This is a genomic window from Kribbella capetownensis (assembly GCF_004331485.1).
GTDB lineage: Bacteria > Actinomycetota > Actinomycetes > Propionibacteriales > Kribbellaceae > Kribbella > Kribbella capetownensis.
In genome coordinates this window covers 28,468-54,041 of sequence record NZ_SJKD01000003.1, presented here as the reverse complement: position 1 = coordinate 54,041, position 25,574 = coordinate 28,468, and the positions used below count along the sequence as shown (strand labels likewise).

At 68.5% G+C, this 25,574-nt stretch carries 24 protein-coding genes; 10 read left to right on the top strand and 14 right to left on the bottom strand.

Annotation, left to right across the window (positions count from 1 at the left end; all coding sequences use genetic code 11):
• Nucleotides 1–80: 80 nt before the first annotated feature.
• Together uppS and E0H75_RS14995 are read right to left on the bottom strand one after the other, a co-directional pair.
• Nucleotides 81–845, bottom strand: coding sequence for a polyprenyl diphosphate synthase (uppS, locus tag E0H75_RS15000; protein ID WP_131514173.1), 765 nt, complete (start codon nucleotides 843–845; stop codon nucleotides 81–83).
• Nucleotides 845–1,921 (bottom strand): ATP-dependent DNA ligase, encoded by a 1,077-nt coding sequence (locus E0H75_RS14995; RefSeq protein WP_131514172.1) that lies wholly within the window; start codon nucleotides 1,919–1,921, stop codon nucleotides 845–847. Before E0H75_RS14995 ends, uppS begins: the two co-directional genes overlap by 1 nt.
• A gap of 86 nt (nucleotides 1,922–2,007) precedes the next feature.
• Here E0H75_RS14995 and E0H75_RS14990 point away from each other — a divergent pair, with 86 nt between their 5' ends.
• The 5 genes from E0H75_RS14990 to E0H75_RS14970 all read left to right on the top strand — a co-directional run bounded on the left by E0H75_RS14990 (nucleotide 2,008) and on the right by E0H75_RS14970 (nucleotide 4,602).
• Complete coding sequence (locus tag E0H75_RS14990; protein WP_131514171.1) at nucleotides 2,008–2,736, top strand: hypothetical protein; 729 nt, start codon at nucleotides 2,008–2,010, stop codon at nucleotides 2,734–2,736.
• Nucleotides 2,737–2,801: 65 nt separating this feature from the next.
• Nucleotides 2,802–3,491: a DUF1707 and FHA domain-containing protein gene (locus E0H75_RS14985; RefSeq protein ID WP_131514170.1), complete on the top strand. Its 690-nt coding sequence runs from the start codon at nucleotides 2,802–2,804 to the stop codon at nucleotides 3,489–3,491.
• 39 nt (nucleotides 3,492–3,530) lie between these two features.
• Nucleotides 3,531–3,851 (top strand): hypothetical protein, encoded by a 321-nt coding sequence (locus E0H75_RS14980; protein WP_131514169.1) that lies wholly within the window; start codon nucleotides 3,531–3,533, stop codon nucleotides 3,849–3,851.
• Nucleotides 3,848–4,270 (top strand): MerR family transcriptional regulator, encoded by a 423-nt coding sequence (locus E0H75_RS14975; RefSeq protein ID WP_131514168.1) that lies wholly within the window; start codon nucleotides 3,848–3,850, stop codon nucleotides 4,268–4,270. The genes E0H75_RS14980 and E0H75_RS14975 overlap by 4 nt, the downstream gene beginning before the upstream one ends.
• Entirely contained in the window at nucleotides 4,267–4,602 is a 336-nt protein-coding gene (locus E0H75_RS14970; RefSeq protein WP_131514167.1) for a YnfA family protein, read from the top strand. Before E0H75_RS14975 ends, E0H75_RS14970 begins: the two co-directional genes overlap by 4 nt.
• Before the next feature lie 3 nt (nucleotides 4,603–4,605).
• Here the strand turns inward: E0H75_RS14970 and E0H75_RS14965 are convergent, their stop codons facing one another.
• Complete coding sequence (locus E0H75_RS14965) at nucleotides 4,606–5,367, bottom strand: phytanoyl-CoA dioxygenase family protein (RefSeq protein ID WP_131514166.1); 762 nt, start codon at nucleotides 5,365–5,367, stop codon at nucleotides 4,606–4,608.
• Nucleotides 5,368–5,482: 115 nt separating this feature from the next.
• On the opposite strand from E0H75_RS14965, the gene E0H75_RS14960 reads away from it, so the two are divergent.
• Both E0H75_RS14960 and E0H75_RS14955 read left to right on the top strand, forming a co-directional pair.
• On the top strand, nucleotides 5,483–6,277 hold the full coding sequence (locus E0H75_RS14960; protein WP_131514165.1) for a helix-turn-helix transcriptional regulator: 795 nt from the start codon (nucleotides 5,483–5,485) through the stop codon (nucleotides 6,275–6,277).
• 77 nt (nucleotides 6,278–6,354) lie between these two features.
• Nucleotides 6,355–8,166: a GH39 family glycosyl hydrolase gene (locus tag E0H75_RS14955; protein WP_131514164.1), complete on the top strand. Its 1,812-nt coding sequence runs from the start codon at nucleotides 6,355–6,357 to the stop codon at nucleotides 8,164–8,166.
• Between the two features lie 22 nt (nucleotides 8,167–8,188).
• Here the strand turns inward: E0H75_RS14955 and E0H75_RS14950 are convergent, their stop codons facing one another.
• The 5 genes from E0H75_RS14950 to E0H75_RS14930 form a co-directional block, all read right to left on the bottom strand.
• Nucleotides 8,189–10,039: an ABC transporter ATP-binding protein gene (locus E0H75_RS14950; RefSeq protein ID WP_131514163.1), complete on the bottom strand. Its 1,851-nt coding sequence runs from the start codon at nucleotides 10,037–10,039 to the stop codon at nucleotides 8,189–8,191.
• A gap of 1 nt (nucleotide 10,040) precedes the next feature.
• On the bottom strand, nucleotides 10,041–10,955 hold the full coding sequence (locus E0H75_RS14945) for an ABC transporter permease (protein ID WP_131514162.1): 915 nt from the start codon (nucleotides 10,953–10,955) through the stop codon (nucleotides 10,041–10,043).
• Nucleotides 10,952–11,947: an ABC transporter permease gene (locus tag E0H75_RS14940; RefSeq protein ID WP_131514161.1), complete on the bottom strand. Its 996-nt coding sequence runs from the start codon at nucleotides 11,945–11,947 to the stop codon at nucleotides 10,952–10,954. Before E0H75_RS14940 ends, E0H75_RS14945 begins: the two co-directional genes overlap by 4 nt.
• 6 nt (nucleotides 11,948–11,953) lie before the next feature.
• A complete protein-coding gene (locus E0H75_RS14935) occupies nucleotides 11,954–13,624 on the bottom strand; it encodes an ABC transporter substrate-binding protein (RefSeq protein ID WP_131514160.1) in 1,671 nt (556 codons plus the stop codon).
• Nucleotides 13,625–13,718: 94 nt separating this feature from the next.
• Entirely contained in the window at nucleotides 13,719–14,714 is a 996-nt protein-coding gene (locus tag E0H75_RS14930) for a LacI family DNA-binding transcriptional regulator (RefSeq protein WP_131514159.1), read from the bottom strand.
• A gap of 130 nt (nucleotides 14,715–14,844) precedes the next feature.
• Between E0H75_RS14930 and E0H75_RS14925 the strand changes: the two genes are divergently transcribed.
• Both E0H75_RS14925 and E0H75_RS14920 read left to right on the top strand, forming a co-directional pair.
• Nucleotides 14,845–17,292: a beta-galactosidase gene (locus E0H75_RS14925; protein ID WP_131514158.1), complete on the top strand. Its 2,448-nt coding sequence runs from the start codon at nucleotides 14,845–14,847 to the stop codon at nucleotides 17,290–17,292.
• Nucleotides 17,293–17,308: 16 nt separating this feature from the next.
• Nucleotides 17,309–18,412, top strand: a complete 1,104-nt coding sequence (locus tag E0H75_RS14920; RefSeq protein WP_131514157.1) for a Gfo/Idh/MocA family protein — start codon at nucleotides 17,309–17,311, stop codon at nucleotides 18,410–18,412.
• A gap of 3 nt (nucleotides 18,413–18,415) precedes the next feature.
• On the opposite strand, the gene E0H75_RS14915 is transcribed toward E0H75_RS14920, so the two are convergent.
• Nucleotides 18,416–19,381, bottom strand: coding sequence for a zinc-binding dehydrogenase (locus tag E0H75_RS14915; RefSeq protein WP_238163025.1), 966 nt, complete (start codon nucleotides 19,379–19,381; stop codon nucleotides 18,416–18,418).
• A gap of 105 nt (nucleotides 19,382–19,486) precedes the next feature.
• On the opposite strand from E0H75_RS14915, the gene E0H75_RS14910 reads away from it, so the two are divergent.
• On the top strand, nucleotides 19,487–20,707 hold the full coding sequence (locus tag E0H75_RS14910; protein ID WP_131514155.1) for an ROK family transcriptional regulator: 1,221 nt from the start codon (nucleotides 19,487–19,489) through the stop codon (nucleotides 20,705–20,707).
• Here the strand turns inward: E0H75_RS14910 and E0H75_RS14905 are convergent.
• The 5 genes from E0H75_RS14905 to E0H75_RS14885 are packed head-to-tail and all read right to left on the bottom strand — an operon-like array spanning nucleotide 20,696 to nucleotide 25,573.
• Nucleotides 20,696–22,048 carry a GH1 family beta-glucosidase gene (locus E0H75_RS14905; protein ID WP_131514154.1) on the bottom strand — a complete coding sequence of 451 codons (1,353 nt, stop codon included), beginning with the start codon at nucleotides 22,046–22,048 and terminating at the stop codon, nucleotides 20,696–20,698. The two genes, E0H75_RS14910 and E0H75_RS14905, sit on opposite strands and share 12 nt — an antisense overlap.
• Nucleotides 22,045–22,992: an aldo/keto reductase gene (locus E0H75_RS14900; protein ID WP_131514153.1), complete on the bottom strand. Its 948-nt coding sequence runs from the start codon at nucleotides 22,990–22,992 to the stop codon at nucleotides 22,045–22,047. The genes E0H75_RS14905 and E0H75_RS14900 overlap by 4 nt, the downstream gene beginning before the upstream one ends.
• Nucleotides 22,989–23,765 carry a VOC family protein gene (locus E0H75_RS14895; protein WP_131514152.1) on the bottom strand — a complete coding sequence of 259 codons (777 nt, stop codon included), beginning with the start codon at nucleotides 23,763–23,765 and terminating at the stop codon, nucleotides 22,989–22,991. The genes E0H75_RS14900 and E0H75_RS14895 overlap by 4 nt, the downstream gene beginning before the upstream one ends.
• Before the next feature lie 18 nt (nucleotides 23,766–23,783).
• Nucleotides 23,784–24,623, bottom strand: coding sequence for a carbohydrate ABC transporter permease (locus tag E0H75_RS14890; protein ID WP_131514151.1), 840 nt, complete (start codon nucleotides 24,621–24,623; stop codon nucleotides 23,784–23,786).
• Nucleotides 24,620–25,573 carry a carbohydrate ABC transporter permease gene (locus tag E0H75_RS14885; protein WP_131514150.1) on the bottom strand — a complete coding sequence of 318 codons (954 nt, stop codon included), beginning with the start codon at nucleotides 25,571–25,573 and terminating at the stop codon, nucleotides 24,620–24,622. The genes E0H75_RS14890 and E0H75_RS14885 overlap by 4 nt, the downstream gene beginning before the upstream one ends.
• Nucleotide 25,574 lies beyond the last annotated feature (1 nt).

Here is a 25,574-nt window from a genome sequence, read left to right as displayed (position 1 = left end):
CCTACCAGTCGGTATGCCTCCATAGTGCCCCCAAGAAGGCCCGATGTATTCGCTCCCGGCCGAGCCACCCCCTCAAACAATCAACTGAATCGTTCCAGTCTCCGACGCCCATAGGTCCGGAGTGCCCGCAACAGGTCGACCTGCCGGAACGCGGGCCAGTACAGGTCGCAGAACTCGACCTCCGAGCGCGTTGCCTGCCACAACAGGAAGTCCGACATCCGGAGCTCCCCACTCGTCCGGATCACCAGGTCGGGATCCGGCAGCTCAGGCAGATAGAGGTGCCGGCCGATCACGTCCTCGCTCAGCTCGTCGGCGACATCCTCCAGCGAACGCCCGGCAGCCGCAGCCTCGTCCAGCACAGCCCGTACGGCGTCCACCACCTCGAGCCGGCCCGAGTATCCGATCGCGAGCGTCAGGTCACCCGCATCCGTCCGGTCGCGGGTCTCCTCGACCGCCTCCTTCAGTGCGCGAGCGGTTGTATCAGGCAACAAATCAAGTTGGCCCGCGACGTGGAGACGCCAGCGGTGGTCACGCCGTACATGCTCGGCCAGGACCGTCTCGGTGAGCTGCATCAGGTAGTCGACCTCGGCCGAGTCGCGGCGCCGGATGTTGTCCGCCGACGCGACCCAGGCGGTCACGCAGTGCACGCCCGCCTCGGAACACCAACGCAGGAACAGCTCCAGATGCTCTGCGCCGAACCGGTGGCCGATCCGCACGTCGTCGTACCCGGTCCGGCGTGCCCACCGGCGGTTGCCGTCCATCGCGATCGCGATGTGCCGCGGTATCGGCAGTCCGGCCAGTTGGCGTCGCAGGATCCGGGCGTAGACGTCGTACAGAACCTGCATCAGCGTTGGGCGCTGGAGAGTACGTCGGCCAGGTCGAACTTGACTGGCTCCTCAAGTTGTTCGTAGGTGCAGGACTCAGGGGTGCGGTCCGGGCGCCAGCGGACGAACTGTGCGGTGTGGCGGAAGCGGATGCCTTCCATGTGGTCGTAGCGAACCTCGACCACGCGCTCCGGCCGCAGCGGCACGAACGACAGGTCCTTGCCTGCCTGCCACCGGCTGCCTTCGGCGTTGCGCGGCGTACGCACGCCTTCCTCCTGCTTCGCCCACGCCCACGGGTGATCGTCGAACGTCGTGACGAGCGGCTGCATCTCCTGGAAGAGTTCTTTGCGCCGTTCGAGCGGGAACGCACCGATCACGCCGACACTGGCGAGCGTGCCGTCGTCGCTGTACAGCCCGAGCAGCAGCGACCCGATCCGGTCCGGCCCGCTCTTGTGCACGCGATACCCGGCGACCACACAGTCCGCCGTGCGCTCCGGCTTGACCTTGAACATGACCCGCTTGTCGGGCTGGTACGTGACGTCCAACGGCTTCGCGATCAGCCCGTCCAGACCCGCGCCCTCGAACTGCTCGAACCACTCCGCGGCCGTGTCGCGGTTGGTCGTCGCCGGCGTGACATGGATCGGCGCCTTCACTCCAGCCAACGCGTCGATCAGAGCGGTACGCCGTTCCCCGAACGGACGCTCCATGTAGTCGTCATCGCCGAGCGCCAGCAGGTCGAACGCGACGAACCGCGCCGGCGTCTTCTCCGACAGCATGTTCACCCGGCTCGCGGCGGGGTGGATGCGCTGCTGCAGCACCTCGAAGTCGAGCCGGTCGCCGGACGCACCGATCACGATGATCTCGCCGTCGATCGCGCAGCGCTCCGGCAGGTTCGCCTTCACCGCCTCGACCAGCTCGGGGAAGTAGCGCGTCATCGGCTTCTCGTTCCGGCTGCCGATCTCCACCTCGTCCCCGTCCCGGAAGATGATCGAGCGGAACCCGTCCCACTTGGGCTCGTAGCTCATCTCCCCGCGCGGGATCTCCTTCACGGGCTTGGCGAGCATCGGCTTGACCGGTGGCATCACAGGCAGTCGCATCCCGTCATTCTCACCCACGGCCAACTCGTGGGCGATCGGGCGCGTCGAACCAGTGAGGACGAAATGACCAACTCGGGAGGTTGATCATGAAGATCAAGGGTCTATCCAAGGCCGGCGGGATGGCGGCCGCGCTCGCGGTTGCTGCCCCGCTCGTGCTCGGCGGTTCGGCGGCTCCGGCCGTTGCTGCCGGTGCTCAGACGACCGCCTCGTGCGGTGCGTCGGTCGCTCGGCTCGATGCGGTCACCTACGCGGACCGATTGGTCCGCGCCTGGGGTCGCGGTGACACGAGAATGACAGCTTGTTACGGCACGACTGACGTCACGCGGGCTCTGTTCGCCCAGGCGTCGCCCGGTGGGATCCACTGGCGCAGGATTTCAGAGGAAGGCGCTGCCGGGACGATCTATGTGACCTACCACGACGACGCCCGCGGCGGGAATCTCACCCTCGGGGTGGCGAACGCCGCGCCGGAGCTGCGCGGTCCGGACGGCTGGCACGCCGCCAGAGTCGTGAGCTTCGCCAACGAACCGCGTGCGTGGAACGCGGTGCAGTGGTCCGACAACCTGGTCCGCGCCTGGGGTCGCGGCGACACGAAGTGGATGACGTACTACGCGACGCCCGCGGTGACGAAGGCGTTGACGAACATCTCCGCGTCCGGCGGACCGTCCTGGCGCCGGATCACGACTGAGGGTGCGGCAGGTACGACGTACGTGACGTACCGGAACGACGCCAACGGTCACCAGTTGGTCGTCGGGATCTCGAACATCGGGCTCTCGCAGGGCGATGCAAACGTCGCCTACCGGATCCAGTACCGCTGAGCTGGTCCCCGGCCGCCCCCGGGGTTCGGTGGACAGTGAACCGGACCGGACCGGACAATGCTGAGATGACATCGGTTCCGGCGGAGGGGACGCGTCCGTCGGACGCCGAGCGGGATCGTGCCCTGGCCATCCTGCGCGAGGGCGCCGGGACCGGTCGGCTCTCACACGACACCTTCGTCCGCCGGATGAACTTTGTGCTGCGCGCCCAGAGCCGCGGCGAACTCGCCGACGCCATTCGCGACCTGCCTCGCGAGGAGCCACGCGTCACGCGCCGGCTCCGGGACTTCCGTTCTCGACTGCCCCGGCTGGAAGTCATCCGCAGCCCCAGCCCGGCCCGGCCACCAGCGCGGGCGGACGGCTGGCCGGGTGCCGGGACACCTGAGCAGCCGGGTGGGGTCGTCGGTGCGTGGTTCGGGTTTCTCGAGCGGCTCGGGTCCCTTCCGCGGGTTGCAGTCGTGCAGAAGACGCCCGCTCTGCCGCCGCCCGGGCTCGCATTGCCGGCGCCAGGATCGCCGACGGTCCGGATCGGTCGTGGGCCGGGTGCGACGCTGCGGTTGGCCGACCTGTCCGTGTCCCGGTTCCACGCGGAGCTCCGGTACGTGAACGACGGGTGGATGGTGCGCGACCTCGGCTCGATGAACGGGACAGAGGTCAACGGTCTGCGCCTCACCACCCCGGTCCGGGTCCGGCCAGGCGACCAGGTCCGTTTCGGCGCGGTGGCGTACGTACTGACCTGGACCGATCAGCCCGACTAGTTGCATCCGGTACTTGGGTACAGGTTTACCGTCGATGTCATGACCGAACACCTCACCTGGGCTCCGGCCGCCTGCACCCTACCGACCGCAGAGCAACCGCTCCGCGTGGCCGAGTTCGACCAACTCTTCGCGGACCATCTCCGCAACGCCAACCGCGTCGACCCCCAGACACTCGACCTGACCCTCGCAGCCGAAGGCCGCGACACCACCGCCGACCTGACCGCCCGCGAGACCGAGTGCTGCTCGTTCTTCGCCTTCACCCTCACCGAACCAACCGACGGCCATTTCCACCTGCGCATCGGCGTACCTGCCACGCAAGTCGCCGTACTGGATGGACTGGCGGATCGGCTGCCGGCGTGAGATCCGGCGAGGTGGCAGCCGCCGCCGGCGTGAACTTGCAGACCCTGCGGTACTACGAACGCCGCGGTCTGCTCGACGAGCCGGTGCGGAGTCTTGGCGGGCATCGCGTCTACCCGGAGGCTGCGGTCACCACGTTGCGCGTGATCAAAGCGGCGCAGCGGCTCGGGTTCACGCTGACTGAGGTGTCCGAGCTGCTCAACACAGCCAGGCATCGGCATGCGCTCGGCGAGGGAGCTGGGCTGCAGGCACGGGCTCGCGAGAAGCTGACCGCTGTGGAAGCGAAGATCGCCGACCTCACCGTCATCGCCGACACCCTGCGCGCGGGAATCGCGGCCGGCTGCGACGACCTGCAGACCTGTGCGGGCGATCCCAACTGCCCACTCCCATTCACCGAGCTCGGCCAGGGCGAGCGCCTGTGACCGTACTGCGGTCCGTGGCGCTCTTCGTCCTGGCCGCGCTGGCCGAGATCGGTGGTGCCTGGCTGGTCTGGCAGGGCTGGCGCGAGCATCGGGGTCTGTGGTGGATCGCGGGTGGCGTGATCGCGCTCGGTGCCTACGGCTTCGTCGCGACCTTCCAGCCGGATCCGAACTTCGGCCGCATCCTCGCGGCGTACGGCGGTGTGTTCGTGGCCGGCTCGCTCGCGTGGGGAATGGTGGTCGACGGCTTCCGTCCGGACCGCTGGGACCTCCTCGGTGCCACGATCTGCCTCGTCGGCGTCGTCGTGATCATGTACGCGCCGCGCAGCTCCTGACCGTCAACGGTCGGTGATGATGCGGCCGCCGTCGAGGAACGGGTCGAACGCGCCGTGGGCCGTCGTACCGTCCTTGGCCGGGATGACCTCCTTGGAGTACTGCGCGATGTACACGCGCCGGTTCCGGTCGGTCAGGTTCGCCCCGCTGCGGTGGATGACGACGCTGGAGAAGACCACGATCGAGCCGGCCTTCGCGGTCATCGGGATGCCGGGATCCGAGCCGAAGTAGCAGACCATGTCGTTGAGTTCCGGGTCCTGGATGTGCTTGATGTACGACTTGATGCCGGACCGCGAGTACGGCAGCAGGTAGACCGAGCCGTTCTCCTCGGTGACGTCGTCGAGGGCGATCCAGCAGGTGACATACGGGTCGTGGTCCTCGTGCACGTAGCCGGAGTCCTGGTGCCAGGCGAACGCCGTGTCCGGGTCGCCGGCCTTGATCACGTACTGCTCCCAGAACAGGAAGGCGTCGTCGCCCAGCGTCGCCCGGCAGATCTCGGCCATTGTGTCGCTGAACAGGAACTGCCGCAGCTCGGGCCGGTCCTGGTAGATCATGCTGCTGAAGTACCGCTTGCCCCGGTGGTTGATGCCGAGCGAGTCGGTGCCGGCTTCGTCCATGGCGGCGTCGAGCTTGTCGATCGAGTACTGCGCTCCGCCGCGCAGCAGCTCGAGCTGCTCGTCGGTGAGCACGCTGTCCAGCACGAAGTAGCCCTCGTCGCGGAACTGGGCCAGGTGCTGGGGCGTGATCAGGTCGGTCGAGGTCGTCATGCGGTCCTCCGGTCGGTCGGATCGTTCCTACCCCTCAAACGCTAGGGCGGCGGGGACCGGCAGAGAATGTCTCCGCGCGACCGCGGCATGAACATTTTGGCGTACCGTGGCCGCCATGGCGGAGCGGACGGTCGTCGCGATCTCCGACGGGCGGGTGACCCGGCTAGGTCAGATCGTGCTCGCGGGCGAACTGGTCGACGACGAGCCGATCATGCCGTCGACGCTGCGGGTGATGGACGCGTACGTGCTGTCGGTGCTGATCGGTGGTGAGGGCAACTATCGCGACGCGGACGGGCGCGACGAGCGGATCACGCCGGGCGCGCACACGATCGTGCCGCCAGGGTTCCCGCACACGTACGGCACCGATGCGGGGGAGCGGTGGACGGAGTTGTTCGTCGTCTTCACCGGACCGCTGTTCGACTCGCTCGCCCACCTGGCCGGGGCCGGTCCGCGGTACCCGGTGCCCCCGCCGTCGATCGAGGCCCTGCGCACCGTACTGCGCTCGCCACCGCGGACGCGCCGGGTCGCGGAGCATCAGTTGCTGGCGCTGGCCGACTGGCTGATCGACACCGACGACACCGCGGACAGTCCCGACGTGAGCATGGAGATCGTGGACGCGATGGGCCGGTTGGCCGACGACCTCACCGCGAGCACGGACCTGGCGACCGTGGCCGCCGAGTCCGGGCTGAGCTACGACACCTTCCGGCGCCGGTTCACCGAACAGGTCGGCCAGACGCCGGCGGCGTACCGGAGTGTGCGTCGGCTCCAGGCCGCGGCCACCCTGCTGCGGCTGACCGATCTGACCCACCGGGAGATCGCGCGGACCCTCGGTTTCGCGGACGAGTTCCACCTGTCGCGCCGGTTCCGGTCCCACTTCGGTGTGTCGCCGCGCGCATACCGTCGGTCCTGAAATCCGCCTTGACACCTCGCCCGGAGTGAGATGGGGTGGTCTGAAACCGGTTTCAGACCAAACGCCCTGGAGGACTGATGAGCACCGGCACCACCGCCCGCGAGAACTGGGAGCAACGCATCGCGAGTCGTTCCGACGAGCGCGAGACCGTCCCCATGCCGCAGCTGCCACCGCCCGCCGGCCTCACCGTCGTCGAGGGCCTCGGACACGTGACGCTGCGCTGGGAGCCGGTGGAAGGCGCGATCGGCTACCTCGTGCACCGTGCGCCGGCCGGTTCGCCGCGCGCCGGCCTGGCGCCCGTCGACCACCTCGGCGGCGACGTCCTGTCGGTCCCAGAGACGTGGTACGTCGACACCACCGGCGAGCCCGGCATCGCCTACGACTACGCCGTCGCCTCGGTGCCGACCGTGACCGAGCACGGCGAGGTCGGCGATCCGGTCACCGCCACTGCCAAGCCCGCGGACGGAAGCGTCCCAGTGGTCGACCTGACCGTCACCACGACAGCGGACGGTACGCCGCTCGCGAAGCCCTGGCAGCCGATGATCGGCAGCGAGCGGCTGAGCCAACTGTTGTGCACCGACACCTCCGGCGGCCAGGTGATCGGGACCGAACTGGAGGCCGCGCTGCGCCGCGTCCACGACGAGATCGGCGTCTCGACCGTACGGGCGCACGCGATCCTGCACGACGACCTCGGCGTCTACCGGGAGGTCGACGGCGAACCGGCGTACGACTTCAGCCGGATCGACGAGGTGTACGACAAGCTGCTCGCGATCGGCCTGCGCCCGTGCGTCGAGCTCGGCTTCATGCCGCGCGACCTGGCCAGCGACCCGGATCGCACCGTCTTCGAGTACGGCGGCATCATCTCGCCGCCGAAGGACTGGGATCGCTGGTCGGATCTGATCGGCGCGCTGGTGCGGCACCTGATCGACCGGTACGGCGCGGACGAGGTACTGCGCTGGGACTTCGAGGTGTGGAACGAGGCCAACCTCGAGGTGTTCTGGTCCAGCACCCGCGACGAGTGGATGCGCCTGTACGACGTGACGGCCGCCGCGGTGAAGGCGGTCGACCCGCGGCTCGCCGTGGGCGGACCGTCGTCGGCCGCCGCAGGCTGGGTGGACGAGCTGCTGGAGCACACCAGCCGGTCCGGAGCGCCGGTCGACTTCGTCACCACTCACACCTACGGCAACTCGCCGCTCGACCTGCGGCCGACGCTGGCCCGCTACGGCAGTACGGCGCGGATCCTGTGGACCGAATGGGGTGTGACTCCCACGCACTTCAACCCCGTCAACGACAGCGTCTCCTCGGCGACGTTCCTGCTGCACGGGATGCACTCGGCGTCGGGCCGGCTGGACGCGCTGTCCTACTGGGTGGCGAGCGACCACTTCGAAGAGCTCGGCCGGCCGCCGCGGCTGCTGCACGGCGGGTTCGGGCTGATCACCGCCGGCGGGATCGCCAAGGCGCGCTACCACGCGCTGCACCTGCTGTCCCGGCTCGGCGACACCGAGCTGCCGGTCGAGGCATCCGGCGACGGCGCCGACGGGCTGGTGCAGGCCTGGGCCTCACGGCATGACGACGGCAGCCTGAGCATCCTGGTCTGGAACCACACGCTGGACCAGGGCAAGGCGGGTGGCGATTCCACTCTCCGTCGTACCATCCGGCTGCGCCTGCAGGACGGCGGTACGGCGCGAGTCACCCGGTTGGACGCCGACCACGGCGACATCACGACCCTTGCCAAGCGGATCGGCGTACAGAACTGGCCGACGGACGCGCAGTGGGTCGAACTGCATCGCGCCGACCAGCTGGCGGCCGAGCCGGTCGAGGTCACCGCCGGAGTTCTCGAGCTCGACCTGCCGCAGCCGTCGGCAGTCCTGATCCAGGTCACCGTCTGATCCCCGTCCCCGGGCGCGTGGTTCAGGCGATGTCCCGCGCGCCCGGGCGAGGGATGGCGGCCAGCAGCTTGCGGGTGTAGGGGTCCTTGGCCTCTGCGATGACGTCGAGCGTCGGGCCGCGCTCTACCATCACGCCCTGGTTCAGCACCATAACCTCGTCAGCGAGCAGCCGGGCGCTGAGCAGGTCGTGGGTGATGTAGAGCATGGCGATACCGCGATCGCGGACCAACTGGTCGAGCAGCGCGATGATCTCGGCGCGGATGGACACGTCGAGCATCGAGATCGGCTCGTCGGCGACGACCACCTCGGGCTCGGGTGCCAGGGCCCGTGCGATGACTACGCGCTGACGCTGCCCGCCGGACAGCTGGTGCGGCAGCTTGTCCAGGTACTGGTCCGCCGGGCTCAGCCCGACGGTCTCGAGCAGCTCGGCAGCCCGCGCACGGGCCTCGGCGCCGGTGAGACCGAGGTGGTTGCGGAGCGGACGACTGAGCGCGTACGCGACAGTCCGGGTCGGGTTGAGGGCCGAGAACGGATCCTGGAAGACCAGCTGGACATGCCGCCGGTACTTCCGCAGCGCCCCGCGTCCGAGGTGGTCGACCGGCTCGTCCTTGAACCGGACCGACCCGGCGGTCGGACGCTCCACGCCGGTGAGGATGCGAGCGATCGTCGTCTTGCCCGAACCGCTCTGGCCGACCAGCGCGGTGACCTGACCCGGCCGCAGCGCGAACGACACGTCGTCCACGGCCTGGGTGAGAGTCGTGTTCAGTCCGCGCCTGGTCTTGTAGACCTTGCTGACACCGTCCACCACGAGCACCGGCTCCGCATCGGCGCGCTCCGACAAGCCGGCGGCGAACACCTGATCACGGCGGCGCAACTCTGCCGCCTTCTCCAGTACGACGCGGGCGTCGCCGGACTGCTCGACGAGCAGGCACCGCACCTGGCCGAGACTCGCCGGCAGCAGCTCCGGGTGCACGGTCCGGCAGGCGTCCACCGCGACCGGGCAGCGCGGCTGGAACAGGCAGCCGGCGTGCGGCTGCGACAGGTCCGGCGGCCGGCCCGGGATGAACTCGACCTCGACGACCTGGTCTCGCGGGTCGGCGTACGAACCGAGCAGGCCGGCGCTGTACGGATGCAGGTGGCGGGTGACCATCTCCGCGGCAGGCTGGTCCTCGACGATCTCCCCGGCGTACATCACCATCACCCGGTCGGCCAGTTCCATCACCGTGCCGAGATCGTGGCTGATGAACAGTACGGCGAAACCGAGCCGCGCCTGCAGCACGCGCAGCCGGTCGAGGATGTCGCGTTGCACGACGACGTCCAGCCCGGTGGTCGGCTCGTCGAGCAGCACGAACCGCGGCTCGAGAGCCAGCGCCAGTGCGAGCGCGACCCGCTGCTTCATGCCGCCGGACAGCTCGTGTGGGAACCGGCTCAGCACCGAGCGGTCCAGCGACACCATCTCGAGCAGCTCGGTGGCGCGGGCGTCGACGTCCAGGTCGTTGCCCAGGGCATCGGAATGGGCCTCGAACGTGTCGGCGAACTGGCGCCGGACGGTGATCACCGGGTTGAGCGAGTTCATGCTCGACTGGAAGACGGTGGACAGGTCGACCCAGCGCAGCGACCGCAGGTCGTCCTCGGGCGTCGTGGTCACGTCCTGCCCGTCGAACCTGATCGTGCCGCCGGTGATCGCGGCCGGCCGGTCCAGCAGCCGCAGTACGGCGTTGCCGAGCGTCGACTTGCCGCAGCCGGACTCGCCGAGCAGGCCGACGAACTCGCCGTCGTGGACCTCGAAGCTGACCCGGTCCACCGCCCGGACGGCGGCGGAGTCGCGCGGGCTGTACGTGACGCTCAGGTCGCGGACCTCGAGCAGAGCCATGTCAGTCCTCCCTCAGATGCGGGTTGCTCAGCGCGTCGATGCCGAAGTTCATCAGCGTGAACGAGGTGATCAGCAGTGCGAGCGCGAGCCCGGGCGCCACCAGCCAGGCCCACTGGCCGGTGGTCAGTGCGCCGCCGAGGCTGGCCTGGTTGAGCATCGTGCCCCAACTGACGGTCTGCGGATCGCCGAGACCGAGGAACGCCAGACCGGCCTCCGCGCCGATCGCGCCGAGCGCGGCACCCATGAAGCCGACCACGATCAGCGAGATCATGTTCGGCACGATCTCGAACGCGATGATCCGGGCCGTGCTGTCGCCGGCGAACTTCGCCGCGGTGATGTAGTCCCTGGTCCGCAACGTGATGATCTGGGCGCGTTTGATCCGGGCGCCGTACGCCCAGCCGGTCACGGTGATCACGATGATGATCAGCCCGAGCCCCTTCACCGGCGCGTACCCGGCCAGCACGATCATCAGCGGCAGCACCGGCACGACCAGGCCGAGGTTGATGAAGAACGAGAGCACCTCGTCCACCACCCCCCGCAGGTATCCGGCGGTGAGACCGACGGCCATCGCGATGAGTGTGCTCAGCACACCGGCCACCAGCCCGACGATGAGCGAGGTGCGAGCGCCGTAGATGAGTTGGGAGAACACGTCCTCACCACGGGCCGTGGTGCCCAGCCAGTGCGCGGCACTCGGCCCCTCGGACGCCCCGAACTCGTCGAGCCGCGGGCCGTACGGCGCGATCACCGGAGCGAGTACGGCGATCACGATGAACGCCGCCAGCATCAGCATGCCCACCCGGCACTTCCCGTTGCGCCACAGGATCACGAACCAGCCGGGCAGCCGGCTGGACGCGTCGGCGTCCAGCGCGGTGACCCGCAAGGCCTCGGTGTCGATGGTTTCCGGTGTGGTCGTCATACCGCCTCCGCCCGTCGTACTCGCGGATCCAGGAACCCGTACGTCACGTCGGCCAGGAAGTTCGCCGTCAGTACGCCGATCGTGGTGAACAGGAACAACGCCTGCATCAGCGGATAGTCCTTGTTCGACACCGCCTCCAGCAGCAGCCGGCCGAGCCCGGGGTAGTTGAAGATCGTCTCGACCAGCACCGTCCCGCCGAGCAGGCTGCCGAGTGCGATCGCGAACCCGGTGACGTTCGGCAGGATCGCGATCCGGGCGCCGTACGTCAGCGCGATCCGCCGCCGCGGCAGCCCCTTCGCCCGGGCCAGCCGCGCGTAGTCCTCGCCGAGGGTCTGGACCATGTTGTTGCGCATGCCGATGATCCAGCCGATCGGCCCCGTGATCAGCAGTGCCACCGCAGGAAGCACGCTGTGCTGGAACGCATCGGAGACGAACAGCCAGGTCCAGCTCGGACTGCTGCCGCCGCCGTACCCGCCGCCGTCGGGGAACCAGTTCAGCGTGATGGCGAAGACGAAGATCAGCAGCAGCGCGAGCCAGAAGAACGGCAGCGTGCCGACGAACGTCGACCCGAGTGTGATGACCGAGTCCACCCGCGAGTTGCGCCGGTACGCCGCCCACGCGCCGAGCAGCGTGCCGATCGCGAACGACAGCATCTGCGTGACGCCGACCAGGATCAGCGTCCATGGCAGGGCGCTGCTGATCATGGCTGTCACGGTGTAGGGGAAGTACGAGTACGACACCCCGAAGTGCCCGGTGCAGATCGCGCCCAGATAGTCCCAGTACTGCGACAGCAGGTTGCCGTCGGGAGTCCCGAGCAGCTTTCGGATGGCCTCGAGCTGGGCAGGGTTGACCGCCGTGGTCTCACCCTGCAGGCGGTTCAGCATCGCCTGGGCCGGATCCCCCGGCTGGAGCCGGGGGATCAGGAAATTCAGCGTCACCGCCGCCCACAGGGTGGCCAGGAAGAACCCGGCCCGCCGGACGAAGTACAGCATCGGCGGTCAGCTCCCGGACGACGGGACGAGGTGGGTCAGCACGACCAGGCCGTTGCCGCCGTCGGCGTACGGGTCCTGCTCGTTCGGCCAGCCCTCGGCCTTCTTGGTGTCGTACTGGAACCACTTGGCGCCGTACCAGATCGGGATCATCGGGACCTGGTTCATCATGATGTCGACCAGTCCGGCCACGGCCTGCTTCTGGGTGCCCTCGTCCGGCGAGGTCTCCAGCTGGCTGAGCAGCTCGTCGGTCTTCGGGTCCTGCCAGCGGATCTCGTTGCTGTCGGCCTTCTTGCCGATCGGGGCGGTGCGGGCGCTGTTCAGCGGGTCGCTGAAGTTCGCGTACATGTTGCAGCCGCCGCCGTGGACGCCGAACATCATGTCGTAGTTGCCGGTGGCCCGTTCCTGGTCGTGCGCCTCCGGCGTCGGGGTGTCCTTGGTGACGTTGAAGCCGAGCGCGGTCAGGTTCTTGATCAGGATGTCGGCGGCCGCGACCCAGTCGACGTACGAGCCGGGCACCTTGAAGCTGAACGAGATCGGCTTGCCGTCCTTGCCGAGCCGGTGGCCCTTGGAGTCCTTGGTGTAGCCGGCGTCGGTGAGCGCCTTGTCGGCGGCCGCCGGGTCGTACTTGATCCGGCCGTCGTCGGCCAGACCCTGCGGCAGCCAGTCCTTCTGGCCCGGTACGACGAGGCCGCTCTGGCTGGCCTGGGTGACGTAGCCGAGCTGGGCCCGGTCGATGACCTGCTGGTGGTTGAACGCCGTCGTCAGTGCCTTGCGGAACGCCGCGTCGTTGAACGGCGTCTCGGTCAGGTTCATGTACACGCTGATCACGCCGCCCGGCGCGTACCAGTAGTGGTGGTTCTTCGGGTCGCGGTCGACGTAGGCCTTCTTGATGTCCTGGACGAACATCGCGTTGGTGTCGTACTCGCCGCGGCTGAGCTTGAGCTGCTCGACCTGGCCACCGGCGTCGGCCTTGTTGAACCGCAGTTCCTTGACCTTGATCTTGTCGGCCTGCCAGTAGTCCGGGTTCCGCTCGACGACCAACTGGCGTGGGTTGAACGACTTCACCTTCATCGGGCCGGTGCCGACCGGTGCGGTCGCGTTCGTGAACGTCGTCGGGTCCGCGACCTTCGACCACACGTGCTCCGGCACGATCCGTACGTCACTCACCAGGGTGAAGACGGAGGCGGCCGGCTTCTTGAACGACATCGTCACCTTGTTGCCGTCGGCCTTCACCGCCGACAGGTACGTCCACACGCCCTTGAGGTCGAGGGCCGGGTACTTCTTGATCATGGTGAAGGTGAAGGCGACGTCGGCCGCGGTGAACGGCTTGCCGTCGTTCCACTTCACGCCGTCGCGGACCGTGTAGACCAGCGTCTGCGGGTCGGTCCACTGGTACGCCGTGGCCAGCCAGGGGAGTGCCTTGCAGCTGTAGCCCTCGACGTACATCAATGGTTCGTAGATGTAGTCCGCCGCGCTGAGCTTGGTGGTTTCGAGATAGGGGTTGTAGTTCGGCTTCGGCGCGGCGCCGCCACCGAAGTCGCCGTAGTTGAGGAAGTCGACCATCCCGTCGCCGGAACTGGCCGTTGTCTGGCCCTCCGTACCGGTACAGCCGGCGAGTAGCAGGCTGACGCATGCCAGCGCGGCAATGAGGGTCTTGAGCCGTGCTCGTCTCGTCATCGGGAGTCCTCCTCAGGGTGTGTCCGGCCCCAGCCGGACGTTGGCGGTTTCCCCCATCGATCCCCGTACGTTCGATCCCCTCAGCTCCGCAGGATCAGGGCACACCCCCGCAGCCGCACGAGCTGCGCAGCACCAGCTCGGTCGGTAGCACGATGTCGCCGGCCGGCTGGTCGAGCGGGTCGGCCAGCAGCCGGGCCGTGGTCGCGGCCAGTTCGCGGATCGGCTGCCGGATCGTCGTCAGTGCGGGCCGCACCAGGGCGGCCATCGGCATGTCGTCGAAGCCGGTGATCGCGACGTCCTGCGGCACCCGCAGCCCTCGGCCGAGCGCGCTCAGCAGGAGACCGAGTGCGGTCTCGTCGTTCGCGCAGACCACCGCGTCGGGCCGGTCGTCGCGATCGAGCAACTGCTCCGCGGCGATCGCGCCGTCGGACTGCTGCAGCCCGACCCGGATCGGCTCGGCCGGTGGTTTGCGGCGAGCTGACTTGTGCGCCGCGAGGAACGCCTGCCAGCGGGCGGTCACGTCGGGGGAGCCGTCCGGCATCCCGACGAAAGCCAGCCGGCGATAACCGTGGTCGACCAGCAGGTGCCTCGTCAGGTCCTTCACTGTGTCGTTGGCGGCGCTGACCGAGGCCTGCGCCGGACCGGCCTCGCTGGCCATCACCACGACGCGGATCTGCTGGGCCACCTTGCCGATCGTGTCGGTCGACACTGTCCCGCCGTGGATGGCCATGCCGTCCACCCGGTCGGCCAGGTCGAGCACGGTGGCGTCGGTGTCGGCGCGCGAGTGCGATGCCAGCACCAGCACGCTGTCGCCGGTCTCCAGCGCCTCGGCCTCGAAGCCTTGGATCAATTCGGAGAAGTACGGCCCGGACAGGCCCGGAAACACCAGCCCCAAGGCGCCGTGCCGGCGCTCGGCCAGTGCACGCCCGAAGTGGCTGGGCTTGTACCCGTGCTCCTCGATCACCCGCAGGACGCGGTCGCGGACCTCGGGGGAGACCGGGGTCGTGCCCCTGGAGACGCGCGAGACGGTCGCGGGGGAGACGCCCGCGATCTCGGCGACCCGGCGGAGCGTGACACGGCTGTTGCCCATCGGCTGAACTCCCGTTACGGTTGAAACCGGTTTCATGAGACCGGTTTCACGACCATAACCACGACCGCGCCCAGTGGCAACAGCTCGGCGCGGCGACCCGGAACGATCCAGACCCGGCGAGGACGTGACTGTGACGACATCTGCGAATCCCCGATCGATACGGCTGGAACGGCGCCGCATCCTGGTGGACGGCGTACCGCGGATCCTGATGGCCGGCGAAGTGCACTACTTCCGGCTGCACCGTGAGGACTGGGCCGACCGGCTCGACAAGCTCGTCGCCGCCGGTTGCGATGCGGTGGCCAGCTACATGCCGTGGATCGTGCATGAGACCGCGTCCGGCGAGGTCGACCTGACCGGCGCCACCAGTGAGTACCGCGACCTGATCGGGTTTCTCGAACTCGCCGCTGAGCGGGATCTGCTGGTGATCGCCCGGCCGGGCCCGTTCGTGATGGCTGAGTTGAAGAACGAAGGCGTGCCGTTCCGGATCTACCGTGAGCACCCGGACGCCGTACCGCTGGGATGGGACGGCAAGCCGGCCAGTACGGCGACCCTGGACTACCTCGAGCCCGGATACCTCGCCGAGGCCGAGCGGTGGTACGCCGCGATCATGCCGGTGCTGGCAGAACGCCTTGTCAGCAAGGGCGGACCGGTCGCTGCGGTCCAGCTGGACAACGAGGTCGGCATGCTCTCGTGGGTCACGAACACTCCGGAGCTGACCGACCGAACGCTGGCCGACCTCGCCGCCTGGGCCGACCAAACCTGGGGCCGCGAGGGCAGCATCGATCGGTACGGCGCCGATCCGAGCGACACCGGGCGTTGGGCATCGTGGTGGCGCGCCGGCGGCACCGGCGGTGGCACGGAGATCCAGCAACTCGCGCTGCACCATGACCTCGGCGCGCATCACCGCGATCGCTATGCGCGGTACCTGCTGCGGCTGCGCGACGTAGCCCTGCAGCACGGTGTCGACGGCGTACCGTTCATGATCAACCTCCACGGCACGTACGCCGGACGCGGCCGGCACTTCCCGATCGGCATCAGTCAGCTCTCCAAGTCGTACGCCGGAGTACCGCAGACGACCTCGGGTTCCGACCACTACATGGGCGAACTGACCGTCGAGAAGGTGCCGGACCTGTATGTGATGAATGCCTTCATGGCCGCGGTCCACGATGCCGACCAGCCGATCACGTCACTCGAGTTCGAGGCGGGGACGGGCGACTACGGCGAAGACCTGAGCTCGCTGACCGCGCCGGAGACCGCAGAGCTGAAGACTCGACTGTGTGTTGCCCAGGGCAACCGCTTGATCAACTACTATCTGTTCGCCGGCGGGCACAACCCACCGCTGGACGAACCGGTTGGCGACGGCAACGACCGGATCGCGTTCACCGGTGAGCGGCACGGCTTCGCGGCGCCGGTCGACCCCGAGGGCCGGCTGAGCCAGACCTACGCGGGTACGGCGAGTGCGGTACGGGCGGTCCATGCTGCCGAACACCTGCTGGCCGACATGGACGAGGAGCACGACGACGTCGTCCTCGGCTACGTGCCGGACCACTACCTGACCGAGTACCACCACCCGGACTCCGCCGTACGCCGTGATCAGGTCGGCGAGCTGGAGCGATACCGGGGGATGGGGCCGCGCGACATCCTCGCCCGCGCCCTGCTGCTCGGCGGCTACTCCTTCGGCGCTGTCGACCTGTCCGGTACGCCGACCTCGGCCGGTGCCGAGCTGGACCCGGCCGGACCGGTGGTCGCGCTGGCGACGCCGCCGGTCCTGAGTCGCGCGATCCAGGAGCGTCTCGCCGAATACGTCCGGGCGGGCGGCAGGCTGCTGCTGCACGGCCGGATCCCGGTCAACGACGACGACGGTACGCCGTGCACAGTGTTCGCCGACGAGCTCGGTGTGAAGGTCGACGGCACCGTTCAGGGCACCCCGCATCTCTTCCCGTCAGTGCGTGCGACCGCCTGGGCCGGCGACCAGCCGGAGGTCCGGGTCGGGATGATGGAGCATCTGGTTGCACCGGACGCGGAGCCGCTGGTTGTCGACATCGCGACCGGTGTGCCGGTCGCTGTGGCGCTCGCCGGTGGGCGGGTCGTGGTGATGGCCTGCGACTATCCGTCCCACCTGGACTTCTGGCGGTTGGTGTGGGAGCGGATCGGTGTCCGCCGCCGGATCATTGCCGAGGGCAACACTCCTGGCCTGGTGACCACCAGTACGGTCGATACGACCGGCCAGCGGCTGGTGCATCTGATCAACGTCGCACCGGTACCTCAGACCTTCACGCTGACCGTGGACGGTGCTTCCCTCGACCTCCACCTCGACGCTCGCGAGGGGCTGATCCTGCCGGTCGGCGTACGGCTCGACGACGCGGTACTGCGCTGGTCCACGGCCGAACTGGACGGGCCTGGCGACGGGTCGACCTTGTTGCTGCGGCGACAGGCAGGCCAGGGCCGTGCACTGATCGAGACCACTCGGAATGTCTCCGTCGACGGCGATGCTGCCGTGAGCCGGACCGCAGCGGCCTGGCTCGTCACCTGGCCCGCCGGCCGGGCTGGTGACCGGCTCACACTGCGCCTCTCCTAGGAAGGAACCGCCCACGATGACTTTGTCCATCGGTGTGCTCGGACTCGGAAGTGTGTTCTCCGGCCCGTACGCCGCTTTGATCACCAAGCTCGAGCAGGAAGGACGCGTGCGGCTGGCCGCGGGCTACGACCCCGATCCGGACAAGCGGACCGTCGCCGCGGACCGGTTCGGGATCGACACGACGGCGGGCGGGCCCGAGGACCTGATCGGGCGCGACGACCTCGACATCGTCCTGGTCCTCACCAGCATGAACCAGCACGGCTCACTGGCGCGTGCGGCCCTCGAGGCCGGCAAGCATGTCCTCGTCGAGAAGCCGATGTCCACCTCACTCGAGGACGCCCGGGTGCTGCTCGAGGCCGCCGCCGTCGCACCGGGGCAGCTCGTGTGTGCACCGCACATCGTGCTGTCGCCGACGTACCGGGAGATGCATCGGCGGGTCCGTGACGGTGAGATCGGCGACCTGCACCTGGCCCGGGCCCGGTACGGCTGGTCCGGTCCTTGGTGGGGCCGCTGGTTCTACGAGGCCGGCGGCGGCGCGCTGTTCGACCTCGGCGTGTACAACCTGACCAGTCTGTGCGGGTTCTTCGGTCCGGTCCGGCGGGTCACCGCCATGGTCGGCACCGCCATACCCAAGCGCGAGATCAACGGCGAGTTCGTGACGGTCCGCGCCGACGACAACGCGCAGATCACCCTCGACTTCGGCAACGCCCGCTTCGCCACCATCACGACCGGGTTCACCATGCAGCAGTACCGGTCGCCGGCGATCGAGCTGTACGGCGCCACCGGCGTACTGCAGCTGCTCGGCGACGACTGGGCGCCGAACGGGTTCGAGCAGTGGTCGAACGAGCGGGGATCCTGGGAGGTGTTCGGCGAACGCGACCCGAACTGGCCCTGGACCGACGGCCTGCGGCATCTCGTCGAGAGCGTCGAGAACGGTACGCCGACCGTCACCCGGCCAGACCACGCCTTCCACGCCCTCGAGGTGATGCTCGCCGCCAAGCGTTCCGCCGAGGAGGGCAGCGTGATCGACGTGACGAGTCCCTTCCCGGACCTTGACTACGACACCCCCACCCGCACCGCCGGCGACGCCCACGCCAACCACGACCCCCGCAGCAGCTGAGGTTCAGGGGATCAGCACGACCTTGCCGGTGGTCGACCGGGACTCGAGAGCGCGGTGCGCCGCAGCGGCCTCGGACAGCGGGAACGTCGTCGTGAGCGCCTCCCAGCCTCCGGAGAAGGTCTCCTCCAACGCCGCCTTCTCGAGCTCCCGGAGCCGCGGTGTCAGCTTCGGCCCGATCGCCCAGGTCGCGGTCAGCCCGCGCTTCATCAGGTCCGCGGTGGTGAGCTGGATCGGCCCGCCTCCGGACCAGCCGAACATCAGCACCCGCCCGCCGACCCCGAGCAACTCGAAGGCTCGCTGACCACTCTCGCCACCGACCCCGTCGAGCAGCACCGTCACGGCTCGGTCGCCGAGATCCGCCTGGAGCGCACTCACCCAGTCCGGATCACGGTAGTCGACGGCGTACTGCGCCCCGAGATCCCGGACCAACCGCACCTTCGCCGCCCCACCTGCCAGCCCGATCACGGTCGTCCCCACGTTGCGGGCGGCTTGGACCAGATAGCTCCCGATCCCGCCCGCCGCCGCGGTGACCAGTACGACGTCGTCCGCGGTCAATTGCGCCTGCGAGAGGATCCCGGCGGTCGTCCGCCCGGTCCCGATCGCGGCGACCGCCTGTACGCCGTCCACGTGGTCAGGGAGCTCGTACAGCGACTCCACCTTGGCCACCGCGAGTTCGGCGTACCCGCCGGGGACCATGCCGAGGTGCACGACAACCCGCTTGCCGATCCAGCCTGCGTCGGCCTCGGACCCGACCGCTTCGACCCGGCCGGCGACCTCACGGCCAGGGATCGTGGGGAGCTCAGGCAGGGGGATGGGGCCACCCCCGGCCGCGCCGGATCGGAGCATCGTGTCGACCAGATGGACACCGGCGGCTTCCACCCGGATCAGGACCGTCCCCGGGTCTGGAGCGGGGTCCGGTGCCTCCTCGTAGCGCAGGTTCTCCGGCGGGCCGAACTCGTGCAGCGTCATTGTCTTCACAGTTACCAGAACCTAGAACCTCAATGACTGTTGAGGTCAACCTGTCCCACTTTCTTACGTTGTGTATTAAAGTGCGCGGTAAGGGAGGGGTGTCACGTGGCGAAGATTCTGAAGGGCGCGACCGCGCAGGAGACGCACAGCGCGATCCTGGACCTGATCCGCTCCAGCGGCACTGTCACCCGCGTCGACCTGGCCGAGCGGTCCGGCCTGACCGGCGCGTCCATCTCCCGGGTGGTCAAGCAGTTGCTCGCCGACGGCCTGATCATCGAGACCGGCCTCGGCGACCCGACCGGCGGCAAGCGTGCCACTCTGCTGCAGTTCAACCCCCGCGCCCGGCACGCCGTCGGCATCTCGATCGACACGCCCAGCACGACGTACGTCATCACCGACATGAGTGGGCGGGTGATCGAGCAGGTGTCGTCGCGGGGTATCGGCCGCGACGCGCCCGCGACGGCGGTCAAGCGGATCACTGCCGAGCTCGAGGACCTGATCGTCAAGGCGGACGTCGAGCCGTCCTCGCTGATCGGTGTCGGGGTCGCGCTGGCCGGCCGGCAGGGCGGGGGAGGGCTGCGGCTGCTGCGCACCGACCCGGAGAAGTACGCCTGGGAGCCGTTCGCCGTCCGCGACACGTTGATGGAGACGATCGACCACCCGATCGTGGTGGAGAACGACTCGACCTGTGCCGCCATCGGCGAGTTCTGGGCCGGCCGGATCCCGTCGGCGAACGACTTCGCCACTGTCTACATGGCGGCGGGCTTCGGCCTCGGCCTGGTCACCAACGGCGACGTGTACCGCGGCTCGTCGTCCAACGTCGGCGAGATCGGCCACATGGTCCTGGATGTGAACGGACCGGAGTGCTGGTGCGGCGGCATCGGCTGCCTCGAAAGTCTGGCCGCGCCGGCCGCGGTGGTGAAGCGTGCCGAGCAGGATCCGTCCCTGGCGACCGCACTCGGGCTCCGCGGCCGCCGGACGTCGGTCCGCTCGGACTTCGCCAAGATCGCGCGGCTCGCCGCCGCCGGTGATCCGCGCTGCACCGAGCTGATCGAGGAGTCGGCGACGTACCTGGCCAAGGCCCTGCTGTCGATCACGAACCTGCTCGACCTCGACCAGATCATCCTGGCCGGACCGGGCTTCAGCGAGGCGGGTGACATCTACGTCCGGATCACGACGACGGAGATCAACCGCCTGTCGTTCGTCCGCGCGATGCACCCGACCCGCGTCGAGCAGTCCAAGCTCGGCCCGAGCGCCGCCGCGCTCGGCGCGGCGTCACTCGTCCTGCACAGCCAACTGACCCCCCACCAGAAGTCAGGTCGTTAGGAAGTCCTTCAGCCAGCGGCCGCTCTTCTTCACGATCCGCTGCTGCGTCGCGTAGTCGACGTACACGATGCCGAAGCGGCGGCTGTAGCCCCAGGCCCACTCGAAGTTGTCCATCAGTGACCAGGCGAAGTACCCCTTGAGCGGGAAGCCCTCCGACACCAGATCCCGGCAGACCGCGATGTGCTGCTCCAGGTACGCCTGCCGCTCGTCGTCCTCGACGGTCCCGTCCGCGGTCACCTCGTCGAGGTACGCCGCTCCGTTCTCGGTCACGTACAACGGGAGGTCGGGCGCGAGCTTGTTGATCGTGACCAGGATGTCGCGCAGACCGGTCGCCTGGATCGGCCAGCCCATCTGTGTCCGCGGTAGACCGGTGTCAACGGCAACGACCTTCTCGCTGCCCGGCTGCGTGCTCGGCCGACCGGGGGAGGAGATCGGGCCCTCGGGCGCGGCGACCGTTGTCGGGCAGTAGTAGTTCACGCCGATGAAGTCCAACGGCGCACCGATCAGCGGCAGGTCGGCCTCCTGCGCCGCGAACCAGTCGGTCAGCCCTGTGTCCTCGAGTACGTCGGCCGGGTACTTCGCGGCCAGCAGCGGGTCCAGGAACATCCGGTTCCGCAGCCCGTCGATCCGCCGCGCGGCGTCCAGGTCCGCGGCCGAGTCCGAGGCCGCGTGGATCGGCGCCGGGTTGAGCGCGATGCCGTACGTGCCTTCGTCCGACCGGATCGCCTCGAGCGCGAGCCCATGTCCGAGCAGCAGGTGGTGCACCGCCTTGAGTGCGTCGGTGCCCTCGGTCCGGCCGGGAGCGTGCTCGCCGTTACCGTAGCCGAGGAAGGCCGAGCACCACGGCTCGTTCAGCGTCATCCAGTGCTTGATCACGTCCGACAGCCCGGCGTGCGTGATCGCCGCGTAGTCGCGGAAGCGCTCGGCCGTGTCGCGCACGAGCCAGCCGCCGGCGTCCTCGAGCGGCTGCGGCAGGTCCCAGTGATACAGCGTCGCGTACGGCGTGACGCCGTTCTCCAGGCACGCCTCAGCCAGCCGGCGGTAGAACGTCAAGCCGGCGGGATTGGTGACGCCGGAGCCGGCCGGGATGATCCGCGACCAGGAGATCGAGAACCGGTAGGCGGTCAGACCGAGGTCGGCGAGCAGCCGGATGTCCTCGGCGAACAGCCGGTAGTGGTCGTCGGCGACGTCGCCGTTCGTGCCGTCGGCGATGCGGCCGGGGGTGTGCGCGAAGGTGTCCCAGATGCTCGGGCCGCGTCCGTCCGTGCCGACCGCGCCCTCGACCTGGTACGACGCTGTCGCCGCGCCCCAGGCGAAGCCGGGTGGGAAGCCGTTGGTCACGTTGTCTCCTTTGGGCCTTCGAGCCAGTACTGCGGGTTGGGCAGCAGAGTACCTAACCGGTTAAGTAGCTCGTCGGGCAGGTCGGTTTCGAGGGCGGCGACCAGCGTGTCGACGCGGGCCGGCTTGGTGATGCCGACCACGGTCCCGGAGATGTCCGGGTTGTCCACCGAGTGCCGCAGCGCGGCGGTGGCGAGGTCGGTGCCGTACTCGCGGCACGCCTTGTGCATCGCCGCGACAGCCTCGAGTACGGCGGCCGGTGCGTCGCGGTAGCCGTACTTCGTGGCGCCCTGCGGGTTGGCGAGGATGCCGCCGCCGTAGATGGCCGCGTTGATCACCGCGATGTCCTCGCCGAGCGCCCGCCGGAACAGGTCGCCGGCCGAGTGGTCGACCAGGCTCCAGCGGTTGTGCACGAGCAGCACCTCGAACCCGCCGAGGTCGAGGTAGCGCCCGAGCTCGGTGGTGTTGCCGCCGGCCAGGCCGACGTGCCCGATCTCGCCGTCCGCCTTGAGCTGCATCAACGTGTCGACGGCATCGCGCATCGAGTCGAAGTCGTGGAACTCCGGGTCGTGCAGGTGGACCAGCGGCAGGTCGTCCAGACCGAGCCGCTCCTTGCTCTCGGCGACACTCGCCCGGACGCGCGCGCCGGTGTAGTCCTTGCCCCGGGCATCGACCTTGGTCGCGACCAGGAAGCCCTCGGGCAGGCCGCCGTACTCCTTGATGGCCTGACCGATCCGCAGTTCGCTCTCGCCGTCGCTGTACCCGTTCGAGGTGTCGATCCAGGTGAGCGGGCCGTCGAAGACGCGGAGGACGAGGTCGACGGCCTCCTGCCGGGTGACGTCGTACCCGAAGACCTCGGGCATGCCGCCGATCCCACTGCCGCCGGCACAGACGGCGGAGACGGTCAAGCCGGTGGATCCGAGCGGCCGCAGCCAGTTGTCTCTCATGCCTCGGAGCCTACGGCGAACGCGAACCCGTCGCGATCGACGTACACCTTGGTTCCGTCCGGAGCGTTCTGCGTGGGGAGGTCCGGCGGGTCGCCGGCGAGTTCGGCGTACGCGAACCCGGCGACGTCGAGTTGCGGTCCCCGTGAGCTCTTCTCGACCTCGTAGGTGAACACTTCGAGGACCGTGTCGCCGCCCTTCAGGTAGCCGATGTGGAAGCCGCGCTGGTCGTGCGGCTGCTCGATCGTGCCGATGAAGGAGAAGCCGTAGTTGTCGCGGTAGAACTCGCTGGTCTTGTCCCGGTCCTCGATCGTGACCGCCACGTGGTCGAACCGCGGCCGCCGCGGTACGCCGAGCGCCCGCTCCCGCGCCACCCCGTCAGCGTCGAGGACGGCGGCGTACTGCAGGTCGCCCTGGATCATCTCGAGCAGCGTGCCGTCAGGGTCGTAGAAGAAGCAGATCCGGACCTTGCCCTCGGCATCGAGCGGGTCGAGCTTGAACTCCACCCCGGCCGCTTTGAGTACGCCGGCCCGCTCATCCAGCCGGTCGACCTTGAACCCGATGTGCCGGAAGCCCTTCTGCAGATCGTCCGGCGACCACGTGGTCCGGTCCCGGCCGTTGCCCACGGCCCGCAGTTCGATCGTCGCCGTCACGGCGTCCAGAACGGCTCGCTCCGCGGTCGGTTCGCCGAGAACCGGCAACTCGAGGAACTTCGTGTAGTACTCGACCGAGCGCTGTACGTCCGTGCAGTTGACCACGAGGTTCTTGATCGGCATAGGGCCTCTTTCCGTGTGCTAGTTCTTGACGGCGCCGAGCATCATCCCGGCGACGAACTGCCGCTGCATCCGGACGTACACGACGATGACCGGTACGACGGACAGCGTGAGGCCGGCGGTGAGGGCCGGCCAGTTGGTGGAGTACTGGCCCATCAGGGTGAACAGCACCGGCTGAAGAGGGAGCGAGTCGGTGTTCCGCAGCACCGTGTTCGCGATCAGGAACTCGTTCCAGGTGGACAGGAACTGGAAGATCACCACGGTCGCGATGCCGGGCCGGGTGAGCGGCAGGATCACGCCGCGGAAGATGGTGAACTCACTGCCGCCGTCCACCCGGGCCGCCTCGATCAGCTCGTCCGGCAAGGTCTGGAAGAAGGCCCGCATCAGGAACATCGCGAACGGCGCCGAGCCGGAGATGTAGAGCACCAGCAAGCCGACCTGCGAGTCCAGCAGGCCGAGCGACTTGAGCTCGAGGTAGAGCGGGATGATCAGCGCCGTCGACGGCATCATCAGCGTGGTCAGCAGCAGCACGAACAGCGTGTTGCGGAACGGGAACTCGAGCTTGGCGAACGCGTAGCCGCTCAGCGTCGCGAAGACGAGGACGCCGATCACGGTGACCGAGGTGATCCAGACGCTGTTCCAGAAGTGCAGCGGGAACTCGATCGAGGTCCAGGCCTCTTTGTACGCCGACCCCGTGAACGACCGCGGAATGATCGGCCCGTTGAAGATCGTGTTCTGCTCCCGCAATGAAGTGAGCAGCATCCACACGAACGGGAACGCCATCAGCACACAGAACGGCAGCAGGACGAAGGTGGCGAACGACTTGCCCACCCACGGCCTTCGCGCGTTGGAGGCGCTCATCGGTCTGCCCTCCGCGTCAGCCAGAGCTGAGCGATGACGGCCAGCGTGCAGAGCACCATCGTCACGACGCTGAACGCACTCGCGTAGCCGAGCTGCGGGATCGAGCCCGAGGTGGACCCGAACGCGAGCGAGTAGAGATAGGTTCCGAGCACTTCACTGGCGTGGTTCGGACCACCGCCGGTCATCACGAAGATCACGTCGAACGCCTTGAAGCCGTTCAGCAGGCCGAGGCTGACGATCAGGCCGGTGACGACGCGCAGGCTCGGGATGGTGATGTGGCGGAACTGCTGGACGGTGTTTGCTCCGTCCATGGCCGCCGCCTCGTACAGGTTCGGGTCGATGCTCTGCAGGCCGGCGTAGTAGATCAGCATGTTGAAGCCGATGCCGCCCCAGACCGTGACCACGATGATCGCCGGCAGCACGGTCTTCTGATCGGCCAGCCAGGCATGCTGCAGGCTGTCCAGACCGATGGCCCCGAGCAATCGGTTGAGCGTGCCGATGTTCGGGTCGTAGATCAGCCGCCACAACACCGCCGACACCACGAACGAGACGATGCCGGGGATGAACAGGATCGTCCGGACCAGCACCCCGACCTTCGACCAGACCGCGTTGACCAGCACGGCCGTGACCAGGCCGATGAAGGTCAGCAGCACGGTCGTGACGCCGGTCAGCACCAGCGTGATGATCATCGCCCGGCGCGCGATCGGGTCGGACAGCATCCGGCTGTAGTTGTCGAAGTTCACGAACCGCGGCGTACCGAAGCCTCCCCAGGAGGTGAGGCTCAGGTACGCCGTGTAGAGGATCGGCCAGAGCACGAAGCCCAGGAACAGCACGAAGGTCGGCCCGATGAACACGTACCCCGCGACCCGCTGCGACTTGCGGAGCGGAGAACCGAACTTGTGCGAGCTGACCGTCGCCGTCCGGCTCGCCTTGTAGGTTGCCGTCGCCATC